This is a genomic window from Pannonibacter anstelovis, from assembly GCF_036881715.1.
GTDB classification, from domain to species: Bacteria; Pseudomonadota; Alphaproteobacteria; order Rhizobiales; family Stappiaceae; genus Pannonibacter; species Pannonibacter anstelovis.
Window position 1 is genome coordinate 295,697 of record NZ_JBAKBF010000005.1, and the last position, 15,893, is coordinate 311,589.

Sequence of the window (15,893 nt, forward strand, 5' to 3'; positions counted from 1 at the left end):
CTGACATGACCGGCGGAGCCGATCAGAACAACGGGCCGGAAATCCGTCCGGCCAACAAGCGCGGTGCCGCCCGTCTCGGGGCGGTGCAGGCGCTTTACCAAATGGATGTGGGCGGCTCGTCGGTGACTGATGTGGTCAACGAGTTCACCGCATTCCGCCTTGGCAAGGAAGTCGACGGCTACCAGTACCGCGATGCGGACGAACAGTGGTTCAAGGACATTGTGCGCGGCGTTGTGGCCGAGCAGCTGCGCCTTGACCCGTTCATCCACACCGCGCTGGTGGAAGACTGGCCGCTGAAGCGCATCGACAGCCTGCTGCGCGCCATCCTGCGTGCAGGCAGCTATGAGCTGCTGCGCCGCCGCGATGTGCCGCCGAAGGTGATCATCTCCGAATATATCGACGTGGCGAAGGCCTTCTATGCCGAGGATGAGCCGCGTCTCGTCAACGGTGTGCTGGACCGCCTGGCACATCAGCTGCGCAGCGCCGAGCTGGAGCCGGTGGAACCTGCGGATGAGGCGGGAGACGGTCAGGACGCGCAGGACGGCCAGTAGTATGGCCGCTGATGGGGCATATGCGGGGCTGGGCGAGTTCGACCTGATCGAGCGCTTCTTTGCCCCGCTTGCAACCGCCCCCGGCAGCCTTGCGCTGACCGATGACGCCGCTGTACTGAAGCCCTCTGCCGGACATGAGTTCGTCCTGACCAAGGACATGCTGGCGGCGGACGTCCACTTCTTTGCCAATGATCCGGCTGATCTGGTGGCGCGCAAGGCCTTGCGCGTCAACCTGTCCGACCTTGCCGCAAAGGGCGCAAGGCCGCTTGGCTATCTGCTGGGGCTTGGACTCGGCGGGGAGATGGCCGGGAGCGGGGCTGCGCAATGGCTCACCGGCTTTGCTGCCGGTCTGGCCGCTGATCAGGCGGAGTTTGCGTTCCCGCTGCTGGGCGGCGATACGATCCGCAGCGGCGAGCGCATGGTCCTGTCCATCACTGCCTTGGGCGAAGTGCCGGAAGGCCGCGCCGTGCGGCGCAACGGCGCAACGGCGGGCGATCTCGTCTATGTGTCCGGCACAATTGGCGATTCCGCCCTCGGCCTTGCCCTGCGGCTTGAGCCGGAGCTGGCACGCAAGCTCGGGCTGTCTGAACCTCATACAGAGTTTCTGCTGAGCCGCTATCTGCTGCCGCAGCCGCGCGTGGCGCTGGCCTCTGCCGTGCTGTCCCGTTCTTCCGCCAGTCTCGACATCTCGGACGGGCTTTGCGCTGATGCGGGGCACGTGGCGCGTCATTCGGGGGTGGATCTGGTCCTCGAGGCGGACACTCTACCTCTGTCGGATGCCGCACGTGCTGCGCTTGCAGCCCAGCCGGATCTCATCACCCGCGTGCTGACCGGCGGGGATGACTACGAGCTTTTTGTCTGCGTGCCTCCGGCGCAAGGGCAGGCCTTTGAGGCTGATGCCGCAACTGCTGGTGTGCCGGTAACCTGCATTGGCCGGGTGAAATCATCCGCTGCTGACAAGCCCACTGTCCGTCTGACGCGCGGCGGAATGCCTTTCACGCTTGCAGGGCAGGGCGGCTTCCGTCATTTTTGAATCCTGTCCCGGCTTCCTGCCGGGAAGCCATGCCTGATCCCCGCAGATTGCCGCGCCAGCCCGTTCTGCCCGGACCCAGCCTCAAAGCTTGCCCAAGAGCCAGTCTGGAGCCTGTCCATGTCCTCTCAGCCTTCCCTTTCGCCTGCACAGGACGCCGCTGCGGATGGTGACCGCATTGCCCGGCGCAATGCAGCGATTCTTGCCGCAGCGCAGGCTCTCGGCGGGGCAACGGCTTCCATCGTCATCGCCACCGGCTCGCTGACAGCGGCCTCGCTTCTGCCGGAAGCCCCTGGCCTTGCGACGCTGCCAATCTCCTGCATGATCCTTGGAACGGCCATCGGCACCCTGCCTGCCGGAGCAGTGATGAAGCGGGTGGGCCGGCGGACTGGATTTCTGGGCGGCTCGGTTCTGGGCTTTCTCGCCTCGCTGCTGGCGGCCTGGGCCATCCTCATCGGCAGCTTCTGGCTGTTCACACTGGCCTGCGCGCTTGCGGGCACGGTGACGGCCTTCGTCCAGCAGTTCCGCTTTGCGGCAGCCGACACGGCGAGCGATGCCTTCCGCCCCAAGGCCATTTCCTGGGTGATGGCGGGCGGCGTCTTCTCTGGCATCATCGGGCCGCAGACGGTGATCTTCACCAAGGATCTCTTTGCACCGGTGCTCTTTGCCGGAACCTATGCTGCCCTTGGCGGCCTGTTCCTGCTGATGGGCGTCATCCTCACCTTCCTCAAGGTCCCGCCCGTCAGGGAGAAGACTGTGGCGGATGCGCAGGCCCGGCCGCTGGGCGTCATCCTGCGCCAGCCGTCCTTCATTGTCGCCGCCGTCTGCGGGATCTGCTCCTACGCACTGATGAGCCTGGTGATGACGGCAACGCCGCTGGCCATGATTGGCTGCGGTCTGAGCGAAACCGACGCAGCGCTGGCGATCCAGTGGCATGTGCTGGCCATGTTCGGCCCCAGCTTCTTCACCGGTACGCTGATCGCCCGCTTCGGCGAGCGGACCATCGTTCTCACTGGCCTTGCACTGCTGTGCGGCTGTTCCGTGATTGCACTCATGGGGCTTGAAGTGGCGCATTTCTGGAGCGCGCTGATCCTCTTGGGCGTTGGCTGGAACTTCGGCTTTGTTGGCGCCACCAGCATGTTGACGCGCTGCTACCGTCCCGCCGAGCGGGCGACGGTGCAGTCCTTCAACGATTTCCTCGTCTTCGGCTTCGTTGCGCTTGCATCTTTCTCTTCCGGTGCGCTCCTGTACAGCTTCGGCTGGGCGACGGTCAATCTGCTGGTCTTCCCGCTTGTGCTCGTCTGCGTGATCCTCATGTTCGTGCTGGCCAAAGGCACACCGGAACCGGCGTTGTCTTGATTTGTTCCAAGTAAAAACAACCTTTCCTCAACCTCTTCTGCATTGCGGTATTTGCAGCATCAGTATCTGCTGCATTGCGGCGCATGTTTTCGTGTCTCTTGCAAAAATAAACGAGGGCAAGGACTTGACCGGCCCCATGTTCATTCTGCTAACGTGACGCTGTTGCGCCTTGCTGCGGAATGAGAGTGGACTTGCCGGAGCCTTGGCGCGCGTCGCAGCCCGTTGGAAGTCAAGATAAAATGCTGTCATAGAACGATCGGATTGCCGGGCTGCCCATTCATTGGGAGGACTCATGACCGAGCTTGTCGTCGTCATTGCCTGCGGCCTTCTGGCACTGGCTTACGGGGGCTGGGCGATCCAGTCTGTGATGGCATCCGATGCGGGCAACGCCCGGATGCAGGAGATCGCGGGGGCGATCCAGGAAGGCGCGCAAGCCTATCTGACGCGCCAGTACACAACCATCGCCATTGCAGGCGCTGTCATCTTCGTTCTCGGGGCCTGGCTGCTGGGCCTGCCTGTCGCCATCGGCTTTGCAGCAGGCGCGGTTCTTTCCGGCCTTGCCGGTTTCATCGGCATGATGGTGTCAGTCCGTGCTAATGTGCGCACGGCGCAGGCTTCCAGCCAGAGCCTCGCAGCAGGGCTGGAAATTGCCTTCAAGTCCGGTGCGGTAACCGGGCTTCTGGTGGCAGGCCTCGCGCTGCTGGGCGTCACGGTCTATTTCGTCATCCTCACCCGTGTCCTTGGCTATGACCCGACCAGCCGAAGCGTCATTGACGCGCTGGTGGCGCTCGGCTTCGGCGCCTCGCTCATCTCCATCTTCGCCCGTCTGGGCGGCGGCATCTTCACCAAGGGGGCGGATGTTGGGGGTGATCTTGTTGGCAAGGTGGAGGCAGGCATCCCGGAAGATGATCCGCGCAACCCGGCAACCATCGCTGACAACGTCGGCGACAATGTCGGCGACTGCGCGGGCATGGCGGCAGACCTGTTCGAGACCTATGCGGTAACGCTGGTCGCGACTATGGTGCTGGCGGCGATCCTCTTTGCCGGAACAGCGGCGACGGCTCCAGCCATGCTCTATCCAATGACGATTGGCGGCGCCTGCATCCTCACCTCGATTGCGGGCACCTTCTTCGTCAAGCTGGGGGCCAACAACTCGATCATGGGAGCGCTCTACAAGGGCTTCATCGCCACGGCGGTTCTGTCGCTCATCATCCTGTTCCCCGTCACGTCCTTCGTCTTTGGCGGCATGGGCGTGGTGCTGACGACAAGCGGCGGGCTCTCATTCACGCCCATGTCGCTCTATCTGTGCGGCGTTGCCGGTCTGGCCGTCACCGGCCTGATCATCTGGGTGACGGAATATTACACCGGCACCGGCTACCGTCCGGTCCGGTCCATCGCCCAGGCATCCGTTACTGGCCATGGCACCAATGTGATTCAGGGCCTCGCCATTTCCATGGAGGCAACGGCGGTTCCGGCGCTGATCATTATTGCCGGCATCATCGTCACCTATTCGCTGGCGGGCCTCTTCGGCATCGCCATCGCGGTGACCACGATGCTGGCGCTGGCCGGAATGGTGGTGGCGCTGGATGCCTTCGGCCCGGTGACGGACAATGCCGGCGGCATCGCCGAAATGGCGGATCTTCCGGCTGAAGTGCGTGTGACGACGGATGCGCTGGATGCGGTGGGCAACACCACCAAGGCCGTGACCAAGGGCTACGCCATCGGCTCTGCGGGCCTCGGCGCGCTGGTGCTCTTCGCGGCCTATACGGAGGATCTGCGCTACTTCATCTCCAACTCTGATCAGTACCCCTATTTTGCCGGGCTGACGGTGGATACGCTCGATTTCTCTCTCTCCAACCCCTACGTGGTCGTCGGCCTCTTCTTCGGTGGGATGCTGCCTTATCTGTTCGGCGGCATTGCCATGACCGCCGTGGGCCGGGCCGCCTCTGCCGTGGTGGAGGAGGTGCGCCGCCAGTTCCGCGAGAAGCCGGGCATCATGGCCGGAACCGAGCGGCCTGATTATGGCCGGGCGGTGGACATGCTCACCCGCGCCGCCATCCGCGAAATGGTCATCCCCTCGCTGCTGCCGGTGCTCTCGCCGATTGTCTGCTTCTTTGCCATCAACGCGATTGCGGGCAAGGCCAATGCCTTTGCGGCTGTGGGCGCCATGCTGCTGGGCATCATCATCACCGGGCTTTTCGTCGCATTGTCGATGACCTCCGGCGGCGGGGCCTGGGACAATGCGAAGAAGTACATCGAGGACGGCCACCACGGTGGCAAGGGATCGGATGCCCACAAGGCCGCGGTGACAGGTGACACCGTGGGTGACCCCTACAAGGACACCGCTGGCCCGGCGGTGAACCCGATGATCAAGATCGCCAACATCGTCGCCCTTCTGCTGCTGGCGGTCCTGGCGCACTAGGATCTGGCCTTCTGCCAGCCAAACAAGAATCCCCCGGAAGAACCTTCCGGGGGATTTGAACTTCTTGCAGATTGCCGGTTGGGTTCAGAGGCCCAGTGACGGGTTGGCGGCGCCGCGCAGGATCTGCGTCAGGAAACCATAGTCTGAGCCGCCGGTACGGGTCTTGCGGCCAATGAAGTCAAAGACCTTGCCGTCCTGCATACCGTAGTTGGCGATGTCTTTCACAAAACCATCCTGATCGAAATAGATGGCGACCACGCGCTGCTCGACGATCTTCGGGTTCAGGAAGGCCGTCGTCTCGGCAGTCTGGGAGATGTAGTAATAGGCGAGGCCGTCAATTTCGGACGTGGTGGACGGTGACCCGAGGACCAGCTCCACATTCTCCTTGCTCGACCCCACCTGCACCTGCTGCAGCATGTCGGGGGAGATGGAATGGCCATGATTGTAGGTCTGGGTGAAGCATCCCCCCACGGTCAGCCCGAGGAGAATGGGAAGCATCAGCACATGCGCCTTGGTCTTCATTCGTCGTTCCTGTCCCGTCTGAACCGGCCTTGCCGTCCGGTGCGTATTTGAATTCGTTCCTTGGCAAAGCAAGTAACCTGCGTTAGGGCACAAGGCAACACCGTCCGCACGGGACCAGTCGAGGCATTCCATGGTATTTGGCCTTTTCCGCCGCCGCACACGGCCATCCGAATACGCTCTTTATGGCGCTATCGTGGCTCAGGCGCGTCAGCCTGCCTTCTACGCAGCACTTTCTGTGCCTGACACCGTGGATGGCCGGTTCGACATGATGATCCTGCACGCTGTTCTGCTTTTCCGCCGTCTGCAGGGGGAAGGCAAGGAGGCCGCAGCCACGTCACAGGCGGTTTTCGACCTGTTTTTCCGCGATATGGACGCTTCCTTGCGGGAAATGGGCATCAGCGACAACAGGGTGCCGAAGAAGGTCCGCAAGATGGCCGAGGCCTTCTATGGCCGCGCAAACGCCTATGGTGAGGCTCTGGACGCGGGCAATGCCGCGGCCCTGGCGGCAGCCATCGGCCGCAACATCTTCACCGAAACGCCCAATGCGCCGGCTTGCGACAGGCTTGCGCTCTATATGATGGATGCGGTCAAAACGCTGGCGGATCTGCCGCTGGACGGCATCATGACCGCCAAACTCGCCTGGCCTGATGTGCCGGCGCTTGAGGGAAACCCGAATCATGAGTGATGTGCCGACACCTTTCTCGCACCGCTTTCAGGTGTCCCGTCTGGGTAATACGCCGAAGACCGTGGAACTGACCGCCGATGCAGATGCGCTTGCCCGCATAGCCGAGGCCTATGACCTTGCCGGCCTGACCCGCTTCACCGCGAAGCTGGAAGTGCGGCCGTGGAAGAAGGCCGGTGTCTTTGTCACGGGCGATCTGGAGGCCGAAGGGGCACAGCGCTGCGTCATCACGCTGGTGCCGCTGCCAATGACTGTGAAGGACCACTTCGAGCGTGCCTATGAGCCGGAACTTGATCCGCGCCGCCGCAATCCGGACCTTGGCGAGGATGGCGAGATCGAGATTGATCTGGAAGCCCCCGAGCCGCCCGATGCGATCGAGGACGGGATGATCGATCTGGGCGCGCTCGTCTGCGAACAATTTGTCCTGGCGCTGGACCCGTTCCCGCGTGCAGCGGATGCGGAACTGGAGTTCGAGACGCCCGCAGAGGTGGAAGAGGAAGACGAAAAGCCTTCGCCCTTCAAGGTGCTGGAGCAGCTCAAGAACAAGGACAAGCCATAAGGGGAAGCGGGCGAGGGGCAAAAACGGTTGTTTCCCGCCCCAAAACCGTTATGTTCGCCGCGCTGTACCTGCAAGATGGCGGACTGACCCTTTAGCCACCCCGGCATGCTGTGGCGGATCTGCCCGCATGAGAGTGGCAGTCTCGAGATGCTCTCGCGGCCTCTGGCCCTGATGAGCGCTCCCAAGCGAATGGACGACAAGAACCTTCAGATGGCAAAACCCATTCATATTGCCCTTGATGCCATGGGCGGCGACGCCGGTGCCGAAATGGTGCTGCCGGGGGCAGAGCTTGCGCTGCTCCGCCACCCCGGCATCCGGTTTCTGATTTTCGGGCAGGAAAAGATCGTCCTGCCGCTGCTGGAAAAATATCCGCGCCTGCGCGATGCCTCCACCTTCTTCCACTGCGAGGTTGCGGTGGGCATGGACGCCAAGCCCAGCCAGGCGCTGCGCCAGGGGCGCTGGCGCTCCAGCATGTGGCGCGCCATTGAGGCCGTTAAGAATGGCGAGGCTGACGTGGCCGTGTCGGCGGGCAATACCGGCGCGCTGATGGCCATGTCCACTTTCTGCCTGCGCACCATGGCCAACATCGACCGCCCCGCCATCGCTGCCATCTGGCCGACGGCGCGCGGCGAAAGCGTGGTTCTGGATGTGGGCGCCACCATCGGCGCCGATGCGCAGCAGCTGATCGATTTCGCCATTCTGGGCGGGGCAATGGCCCGCGCCCTCTTCGGTGTTGAAAAGCCGACCGTCGGCCTGCTCAACATCGGCGTGGAAGAAGTGAAGGGCCTGGAAGAGGTCCGCACCGCCGGCCGCATCATGCGTGAGGCGCCGTTCCGCTCCTTCTCCTATGCCGGTTTTGTCGAGGGCGATGATCTGGGCAAGGGCACCGTCGATGTGGTGGTGACCGAAGGATTTGCCGGCAACATTGCGCTGAAGACCGCAGAAGGCACCGCCAAGCAGATCGCGGGCTATCTGCGCGCTGCCATGAACCGGTCGCTGTTCTCCAAGCTCGGTTATCTGCTGGCCCGCGGGGCCTTCAACCAGCTGCGTGAGAAGCTTGACCCGCGCAAGGTGAATGGCGGCGTGTTCCTCGGCCTGAATGGCGTCGTGATCAAGAGCCATGGCGGCACCGATGCGGAGGGCTTTGCCAGCGCCATCGCGCTTGCCCATGACATGGTACGCAACGAACTTCTGCAAAAGATCTCCCAGGACCTCGTCCACTATCACCGTGGCCGTTTTTCCGTGTCCGCTGAAACTCCCGAAGGTGACGAGTGACCACCATCCGTTCGACCGTTCTCGGCTGCGGCAGCTATCTGCCCGAGAAAATCCTCACCAATGAAGATCTCGCCCGTATGGTGGACACCACCGACGAGTGGATCGTGCAGCGCACCGGCATCCGCCAGCGCCACATCGCTGCCGAGGGCGAGTTTACGTCCCATCTGGCGATCAAGGCCGCCGAGCGGGCTCTCGCCCATGCAGGCCTCACGGCGCAGGATATCGATACCATCATTCTGGCAACCGCAACGCCGGACAACACCTTCCCGTCCACGGCGGTCCAGGTGCAGGCGGCCCTCGGAATGCGCCACGGCGCCGCCTTCGATGTGCATGCGGTCTGCTCGGGCTTCGTCTTTGCCCTGACAACGGCAGATATGTTCATCCGCTGCGGCCAGGCAAAACGTGTGCTGGTGATTGGTGCCGAGACCTTCTCCCGGATTCTCGACTGGAACGACCGCACCACCTGCGTGCTCTTCGGTGATGGGGCAGGCGCTGTCGTGCTGGAAGGGCGGGAAGCCTCTGGTACTGTTGCCGATCACGGGATCTTGACCTCGCATCTGCGCTCGGACGGCCAGCACAAGTCCAAGCTTTATGTGGACGGCGGCCCCTCCACGACCCAGACGGTCGGCCATCTGCGTATGGAAGGCAAGGAAGTCTTCAAGCACGCGGTGGGCATGATCACGGACGTGATCGAGGATGCCTTCAAGGCCACGGGCCTGACCGGTGAAGATCTCACCTGGTTCATCCCGCATCAGGCCAACCGGCGCATCATCGACGCCAGCGCAAAGAAGCTTGATATTGCGCCGGAAAAAGTTGTCGTCACTGTCGATCTTCACGGAAACACCTCTGCCGCGTCTATTCCCTTGGCACTTGATGCTGCCGTCAAGGATGGCCGCGTGAAGTCCGGTGACCTCATCATGCTCGAAGCCATGGGCGGCGGCTTCACCTGGGGATCGGTCCTGTTGCGCTGGTAAGCAGTTTTGACGGGGGCTGTGTCATCACCTTGCGTGAAGCTGACAGCGCTCATATCTGCGGTTGACCCTCGTTTGCGGACGCAATACCGTACGTCCGGAAAAGAAGTTCCACTGCAAAATCAGCCGGATCACGCTCCGGGCGAGGAGGAGGCATGGGTAACAGGACCATCACGCGCGCTGACCTTTGTGAGGCCGTCTACCAGAAGGTAGGTCTGTCCCGCACGGAATCCTCCGAACTGGTGGAGCGGGTGCTTTCTGAGATTTCGGATTGCCTGGTGACGGGCGAATCCGTCAAGCTCTCTTCCTTCGGGTCATTCCTTGTCCGCTCCAAGGGGGAGCGGATCGGGCGCAACCCGAAGACCGGCGAGGAAGTGCCGATCTCGCCGCGCCGGGTGATGGTTTTCAAGCCCAGCAACATTCTCAAGCAGAAGATCAACGAGTCGCTGGCAGGCAACGGCAGCGACTGAGCTTCCGAACCGGTGACGCAGCATGAGCATGTCTGAAAAAAGCCCGGACGCTTTCCGGACCATCAGCGAAGTGGCGGAAGACCTGGATCTTCCCCAGCATGTTCTGCGTTTCTGGGAAACCCGCTTCACCCAGATCAAGCCGCTGAAGCGCGGCGGCGGGCGGCGCTATTACCGGCCGGATGACGTGGAGCTGCTGCGCGGTATCCGCCATCTTCTTTACGGTGAAGGCTATACGATCAAGGGCGTCCAGCGCATCCTCAAGGAGCAGGGCCCCCGGTTCGTCATGCAGATCTGGCGCGAAGACGCCATTCCGCTGGCCGCTGCATCTCGCATGGATGAAATGGAGGACGAGGACGGTGCAGCCGTGCCTCAGCCGCCGCAGCGCAGGCCGCAGGTGGTGATGCAGGAGCCGGAGCCCCCCCGCGATACGGGCGGCCTGCCGAGCGAGGTTCTGCCGCGCGGCCTTCTGTCAGACAATGATCCGCGTGCCCAGGCCGGGCAGGGCAAGGGCTTCCGGTTCATGGAACGGTTCCTGACCGACCGCAACGATGAGACCGGGCTTTCCAAGGATGACGTGCGCCGCCTGCAGGCGACATTGTTCGAACTGCTGGAATGCAAGCGCCTGCTGGATCAGGCGCGTTAGGGCCCGGATGTTCTGAACGCCGCCGGACTGATCAGTCCGGCGCAGGGAAAGCGCCGCTTTGGCTCAAGCTTTAACCCCACACTCCGTCCTGCCGTGACTTGATCATGGCAACCATTCCCTTGCCTATCCGCACGGTTTGCACGTCGAGTAGGGCGGCGGAACGCTTGTCCGGGGCGGGGTGAGAGGTCGCGGCATGGTTGGCATGATCAAGCCTGCCATGACGGAATTGAGAGGCCTTGCGATTTGCAGAGCCAATCGGTCATCTCGATACGCCATTAGAAATGTCGCCGGTGCCACTTGCCATGCTCCGCAGAGCTTTCGGCTTTAAGTGGTCGGGCAGGCCGGATTCGAACCGACGACCCCTTGACCCCCAGTCAAGTGCGCTACCAGGCTGCGCTACTGCCCGACGACAGGGCTCTCTCTATCCGCTTCCTTTGCCCGGCGCAAGACTTGCCTTGCATTCAAATCCACAGTCCGCTGTTTTTGCTCAAGCTTGTGGATGGCGATGAGGCCCCAGGCGAGGCCGAGCAGCAGGAAATAGTGGCGCCAGTGATCGATATCGATGATCACGCTCATCAAGGCATGGCCCACGAGCACCGCAAAAACGCAATGGACAAAGCCCGTCCACGGCCTGTGACGGAAGAGCAGGGGCACGAGAGCGGTAATTGTCCAGATCACCAGCAGCGGATAGACAACGCCGCCGAGCCAGCCGTAGGAGGTGAAGGCCTTCAGATAGACGTTGTGCTCGTCCTCGGGAAAATACTTGTTGAACTCCAGCGGTCCGAGACCAAAGGGCCGTTCCATGACCATCTCAAAGCCCATGCCATAGCGGGCAAAGCGGCCGAGGCGGGCGCCGTCATAGTCCTGCACAAGTCTTGCCCGCTCGCTGAACATGGCGGCGACGCTGTCGATGGACAGGGCGGCCGCAAGAAGCAGCAGCACTGCGGCAAGCCCGCCTGCACCCACCAGCACCAGCCGCAGCCGTTCCCGGGGGCGGCGCTCATGAATGAGGCTGAGCAGGTAGACGATGACACCCGACAGGGCCAAGAGGCCCCAGGCGCCGCGCGAGAAGCTGAGGAAGATGCCCAGCACCAGCACGGGCAGAATCAGCAAGGCGGCAGGGCTTGAGAACAGGCCCCGCGTCAGCAGCCGGTGGACCAGCAGCACCGTGGGCAGCACAAGGAACGGGCCGAAGACATTGGGGTCCTGAAAGGTGCCGCGCGCCCGGCCGTAGAGCGTGAAGATCTCGCTGCCGGGGAACAGCCGGAAATAGGCGGCAATGCCTATGGAGGCGCAGAGCAGCGCGCTTGCGATATAGGCGCGCTCGATAAGAAAGAGCCGGCTGGGATCGGTGCTGACAACCGCTGCGTAGAAGATCGCCGTTGCGGCGAGAAAGCCGGAGACGGCCATGTACATGGCAGCGGTGGGCACATCGCGGGCAAAGGGAACGGCCATGGTGCCGCCGGCCATGAACAGGATGAGAAGCACGGTCAGCGGGCCGAATTCAGGCCGCAGGCGCAGCCCGAACAGAAGCCACAGCATCAGAAGCCCGGCCATGAATAGCTCGTAGGGGGCAGGTTCCTGGATCACGAAGCCGCCGAGGAACACAGCCACCCACAGGGCCGCCGCGCTGATGCGCGAGGCAGGGACCATCAGCTTGCGGCCACGGCCCTGATCCCCGGCAAGGGCGGCCCCGGTGCTCAATAGGCGTTCTCCGTGTTCAGCAGGCGGATGGGTGTCAGGGCGAGGATCTTGATGTCGAATAGGATCGACCAGTTCTCGATGTAGTAGAGATCGAACTCGACACGCTTCTGAATCTTCTCCGGCGTATCCACCTCACCGCGCCAGCCGTTGATCTGGGCCCAGCCGGTGACGCCCGGCTTCACCTTGTGCCGGGCGAAGTAGCCATAGACCACCTCGTCCCAGGTCTGGTCATTGGTGTGGGCATTGACCGCATGCGGACGCGGACCGACGAGGGAGAGGGTGCCTGCCAGCACATTGAAGAGCTGCGGCAATTCGTCGATAGAGGAGCGGCGGATGAAGCGGCCGACCTTGGTGACGCGCGGGTCGCCCTTGGTCACCACCTTCTTTGCGGCCGGATCGGCCATGTCATGGAACATCGAGCGGAACTTCAGCACGTCGATGATCTCGTTGTTGAAGCCGTAGCGCTTCTGGCGGAACAGCACCGGACCGCGGCTGTCCATCTTGATGGCAATGGCGGTGGCCAGCATCACCGGTGACAGGGCAATGATGGCGAGGCTTGCCACGGCAATATCAAACGCGCGCTTGGCCACCATGTCCCAGTCGGTGATCGGCTTCTCGACCACATCGACGAAAGGCACCGCTCCGATGAACGAGGAGGCGCGGTTGCGGAAGCGCATCTTGTCGGTGTGTGCAGAAAGACGGATGTCGATGGGCAGCACCCAGAGCTTGCGCAGAAGCTCAAGGACGCGCTTTTCGGCGCGCAGCGGAATGCAGACAATCAGCATGTCGATGCGGGCGCGGCGGCCAAATTCCACCAGTGCGTCGATGTTGCCAAGCTTCGGATAACCAGCGACGACTTCCGGCGAGCGGTCATTGGCGCGGTCGTCAAAGATGCCGCAGATGCGGATGTCGTTGCCGCTCTGGCTCTCCAGCTCATGAATGAGATCAGCTGCAGCCTGCCCGCCACCGACAATGACCGCACGCCGCTCAAGACGGCCGGAGCGGATCCAGGAGCTCACCATCTTCGACAGGGCGAGACGGCTGACAACAAGTCCGCACAGACCTGAAGCGTACCAGAGTCCGGCAGCCTGCGGTGCAATGTGGCGCGGCAGGTCCGTCGTTACGAAGGCGATGGCAAACATGGCCAGAACCAGGGTCCATCCACCGGCTATGCGCCCGGTCTGGGCAAGGCCCGACCGCAGGACGCGGACCTGATAGGCATCAAAGCCCTGAAAGAAGGCAAGGGTGAAGAAGAGCGCGGCTGCAACGGCGCCAAATGTGAGCGCGGTGAAAGGCGTGCCGGTGAAACTCAGGCTGGCAAGGCCCGTTGCGGCGACAATGATGACATCGAGCAGCCGGACAGAGCCTTCAAGGACAGGCTGGGAGATGCCGTCACTGCGGAGGCTGCGGGCGATTTCTTCGGCGGCAGGTGAAAGCGCAGTGCCCGGGCTGTTGCCAGACCGGCTTCCGTCTCCGGCGGAAGTTGAACGGCGCAGCTCTTCCGCAAGCCGCTTGCGCAGGCTCTCGGCGTCGTCTGTGGTTTTTGCCGGCCCCTCGAAAGGGGCTGTCAGGGCTTGGGAAATGGGGGGAGTTTTGGAATCGGTGGTCATTATGATCCCTGCTTGCTCGATCTCGCCAAAAGCGATGCGCTTTGCGCGAGGGAGGAAGTGGCTTCCGTGCTTGTCACAGCAGGAATGCCAAGTAATTGATGATAAAAAGAAATGACAAGCTCACCCATACGCGGTGCGGTGAAGGTGCTCATAATGCTTTGCCGCACTTCTGCGGTCTGGGCGCGGGCCCGCTCCGGACTGGCCATGACCGCGCGCATGGCGCTGGCGAGGCGGCTGCTGCTGCCGGAATCGACGAGGCGGTCGGCGTGGACGCCAAAGATCTCCGGAATGCCGCCGACCCGTGTCGCGACGATGGGCATGCCCGAGCCGATCGCCTCCAGAACCACATAGGGCATGGCCTCTGCGCGGGAGGGCACGACGACACAACGCCCCATCGCAAAAGCGCGGCGTGCGGGCAGGGCGCCTGTGAAGGTGATGCAATCTGCCAGGCCCAATTGAGCAGCTCTCGCCTCGAACTCTTCTCTCTGCGGACCTTCCCCTGCGATGATTGCGCTGATCTTGCGGCCGGTCTGCAGTGTCAGGTCATAGATTGCATCTATGAAGAGGTCGGTGCCCTTGAGCTGGCGGAGCATGCCGACATAGACAAAATCAGCTGCATTGGCATGCGGGGCAACCGGTTCGAAGTCTTCGCTGAGCAGACCATTGTAGACGACCCTTGAGGGAACGGTCAGGGGCCCGATCTTGCTTTCATAGGCCGCCTTCTCGTAGTCGGCGACGAACAGCAACCCATCGGTGAAGCGGTTCTGCAAGCGCTCTATGGCGTGATAGATCCGCCCTTCGCATCTGTTCGGATCGTAATGAAGGCTGCCGCCATGCGGCGAGTAGACCCGCACTGGGCGGCGCTTGCGGCCGCGCAGCAGCGAGCCGATCAGCCGCACATAGGCCCCGCCCTTTGCACCATGCCCGTGCAGCACGTCCGGCGCGAGCGCGCGCACGCTGCCATAAAGCCTTGCCGCGGCAATAATGTCCTGCACCGTCAAATGCCGGCGCATGGCAAAACGGGTAACACCGAGCGCAAGATGCGGCCGGAGCCTGTCAAGAATGGAAAGGTCAAAGGCGGAGCCGGTGGAGGAATCACAAACGAGCCCCACCTCGTGGCCAGCTGCGGCCTGGGCTTTTGCCAGATCATGAATATGCCGGATCGTTCCCCCGATCGGAGACCGGAGGCAATGCACAATCCGCAGCGGCTGCGAATTCATCTGAAACTCCCTGACCTCACACGGGCTCTCTTTACGGAACTCTCGCGTGGACAGGAAGCAAACTAGACTAAAGGGATGATTTCCAGGTTAATCCGCACCCGCCTCAGAACAATCTTTCGCGGACATGGATTGTGTCGCCCGGACGCACCGGATCGGTGATGGGGACGCGGCCATTGAGGATCTCACCATTGATCTGGCGTGTCAGATCCGCGCTGGCCTGTTCTGCGCGGGCGGAGAAGCCGCCGGCGGTTGCGATGGCATTCTGGACCGTCATGCCGGGAACGTAGGCATATTGGCCGGCAGCTTGTACTTCGCCCATGACGAAGATTGGACGGTATTGATCCACCTCGACCGATACATTCGGATCGCGCAGGAAACCCTTGCGCAGTGAGGCTTCAATGGCCCTGGCAAGCTCTTGCTGCGTCTTGCCGCGTGCGGGAACGGATCCAATCAGCGGCATGGAAATATAGCCCGCCTGATCAACCACATAGGTGTTGGACAGGTCGTTCTGGCCAAAGACGATGATGCGCAGGCGGTCGCTGGAGTCGAGCCGGTAGGGCTGGGTCAGGATTTCGTGAAAGGCAGACGGCGGGCGCTTGTAGCCACTGCACCCGGCAAGGGTGAGGGCGATGGCAAATGCTGCGAACAGGCGCGCGTACATGACTTACTCCAGGCTGACACAGGGGCACGTTCTCAAAACGTGGTTAATGTCGCGTGAACACAACAGTGGGCAAACGGGGTGGTTAACTTAAATTTATAAAGGTTAATTTTTGTTTGGACTGGCGGGGGAATTGTTTAATGGTTCACTTACCATGTTTTGTCATTGTCGCTCTAACAAGTATGGAGTGAGGTGCATGGGCGGGTCGAAGGACATC

Annotated in this window: 15 protein-coding genes and 1 tRNA gene; 10 read left to right on the forward strand and 6 right to left on the reverse strand. The window is 62.3% G+C overall.

The genetic code is table 11. From position 1 onward, the window contains the following. Positions 1-5: 5 nt before the first annotated feature. The 4 genes from nusB (at position 6) to V6L75_RS10695 (ending at position 5,362) form a co-directional block, all read left to right on the forward strand. Positions 6-551 (forward strand): transcription antitermination factor NusB, encoded by a 546-nt coding sequence (gene nusB / locus V6L75_RS10680; protein WP_334251493.1) that lies wholly within the window; start codon positions 6-8, stop codon positions 549-551. A gap of 1 nt (position 552) precedes the next feature. Further along, positions 553-1,584, forward strand: a complete 1,032-nt coding sequence (gene thiL, locus V6L75_RS10685) for a thiamine-phosphate kinase (RefSeq protein WP_334251494.1) — start codon at positions 553-555, stop codon at positions 1,582-1,584. A 117-nt stretch (positions 1,585-1,701) separates the two neighbouring features. Next, positions 1,702-2,940 carry an MFS transporter gene (locus V6L75_RS10690; RefSeq protein ID WP_334251495.1) on the forward strand — a complete coding sequence of 413 codons (1,239 nt, stop codon included), beginning with the start codon at positions 1,702-1,704 and terminating at the stop codon, positions 2,938-2,940. A gap of 292 nt (positions 2,941-3,232) precedes the next feature. Continuing rightward, positions 3,233-5,362, forward strand: coding sequence for a sodium-translocating pyrophosphatase (locus V6L75_RS10695; RefSeq protein WP_334251496.1), 2,130 nt, complete (start codon positions 3,233-3,235; stop codon positions 5,360-5,362). 84 nt (positions 5,363-5,446) lie between these two features. Here V6L75_RS10695 and V6L75_RS10700 read toward each other — a convergent pair whose 3' ends face one another. Next, positions 5,447-5,884 (reverse strand): outer membrane protein assembly factor BamE, encoded by a 438-nt coding sequence (locus V6L75_RS10700; protein ID WP_334251497.1) that lies wholly within the window; start codon positions 5,882-5,884, stop codon positions 5,447-5,449. A 130-nt stretch (positions 5,885-6,014) separates the two neighbouring features. On the opposite strand from V6L75_RS10700, the gene V6L75_RS10705 reads away from it, so the two are divergent. The 6 genes from V6L75_RS10705 (at position 6,015) to V6L75_RS10730 (ending at position 10,484) form a co-directional block, all read left to right on the forward strand. Then, the gene (locus tag V6L75_RS10705; RefSeq protein WP_334251498.1) at positions 6,015-6,569 is read left to right on the forward strand and encodes a ubiquinol-cytochrome C chaperone family protein; all 555 of its coding nucleotides are present in this window, start codon (positions 6,015-6,017) and stop codon (positions 6,567-6,569) included. After that, positions 6,562-7,125 (forward strand): YceD family protein, encoded by a 564-nt coding sequence (locus V6L75_RS10710; RefSeq protein WP_334251499.1) that lies wholly within the window; start codon positions 6,562-6,564, stop codon positions 7,123-7,125. Before V6L75_RS10705 ends, V6L75_RS10710 begins: the two co-directional genes overlap by 8 nt. Before the next feature lie 210 nt (positions 7,126-7,335). After that, entirely contained in the window at positions 7,336-8,400 is a 1,065-nt protein-coding gene (gene plsX, locus V6L75_RS10715; protein WP_334251500.1) for a phosphate acyltransferase PlsX, read from the forward strand. Further along, positions 8,397-9,374 carry a beta-ketoacyl-ACP synthase III gene (locus V6L75_RS10720; RefSeq protein WP_334251501.1) on the forward strand — a complete coding sequence of 326 codons (978 nt, stop codon included), beginning with the start codon at positions 8,397-8,399 and terminating at the stop codon, positions 9,372-9,374. The genes plsX and V6L75_RS10720 overlap by 4 nt, the downstream gene beginning before the upstream one ends. A 152-nt stretch (positions 9,375-9,526) precedes the next feature. Next, positions 9,527-9,841, forward strand: a complete 315-nt coding sequence (locus V6L75_RS10725; protein ID WP_019962525.1) for an integration host factor subunit alpha — start codon at positions 9,527-9,529, stop codon at positions 9,839-9,841. Positions 9,842-9,863: 22 nt separating this feature from the next. Next, positions 9,864-10,484 carry a MerR family transcriptional regulator gene (locus V6L75_RS10730; protein WP_334251502.1) on the forward strand — a complete coding sequence of 207 codons (621 nt, stop codon included), beginning with the start codon at positions 9,864-9,866 and terminating at the stop codon, positions 10,482-10,484. Positions 10,485-10,813: 329 nt separating this feature from the next. Here the strand turns inward: V6L75_RS10730 and V6L75_RS10735 are convergent. From V6L75_RS10735 to V6L75_RS10755, 5 genes are all read right to left on the reverse strand, one after another. Then, positions 10,814-10,890: transfer RNA gene (locus V6L75_RS10735), tRNA-Pro, on the reverse strand. Further along, positions 10,881-12,188 (reverse strand): O-antigen ligase family protein, encoded by a 1,308-nt coding sequence (locus V6L75_RS10740; protein ID WP_334251503.1) that lies wholly within the window; start codon positions 12,186-12,188, stop codon positions 10,881-10,883. Before V6L75_RS10740 ends, V6L75_RS10735 begins: the two co-directional genes overlap by 10 nt. Then, on the reverse strand, positions 12,185-13,798 hold the full coding sequence (locus V6L75_RS10745; RefSeq protein WP_334251504.1) for an undecaprenyl-phosphate glucose phosphotransferase: 1,614 nt from the start codon (positions 13,796-13,798) through the stop codon (positions 12,185-12,187). Before V6L75_RS10745 ends, V6L75_RS10740 begins: the two co-directional genes overlap by 4 nt. Continuing rightward, positions 13,798-15,018: a glycosyltransferase family 4 protein gene (locus V6L75_RS10750; protein WP_334251505.1), complete on the reverse strand. Its 1,221-nt coding sequence runs from the start codon at positions 15,016-15,018 to the stop codon at positions 13,798-13,800. Before V6L75_RS10750 ends, V6L75_RS10745 begins: the two co-directional genes overlap by 1 nt. Positions 15,019-15,121: 103 nt before the next feature. Next, the gene (locus tag V6L75_RS10755; protein WP_334251506.1) at positions 15,122-15,679 is read right to left on the reverse strand and encodes a polysaccharide biosynthesis/export family protein; all 558 of its coding nucleotides are present in this window, start codon (positions 15,677-15,679) and stop codon (positions 15,122-15,124) included. Positions 15,680-15,893: the final 214 nt, after the last annotated feature.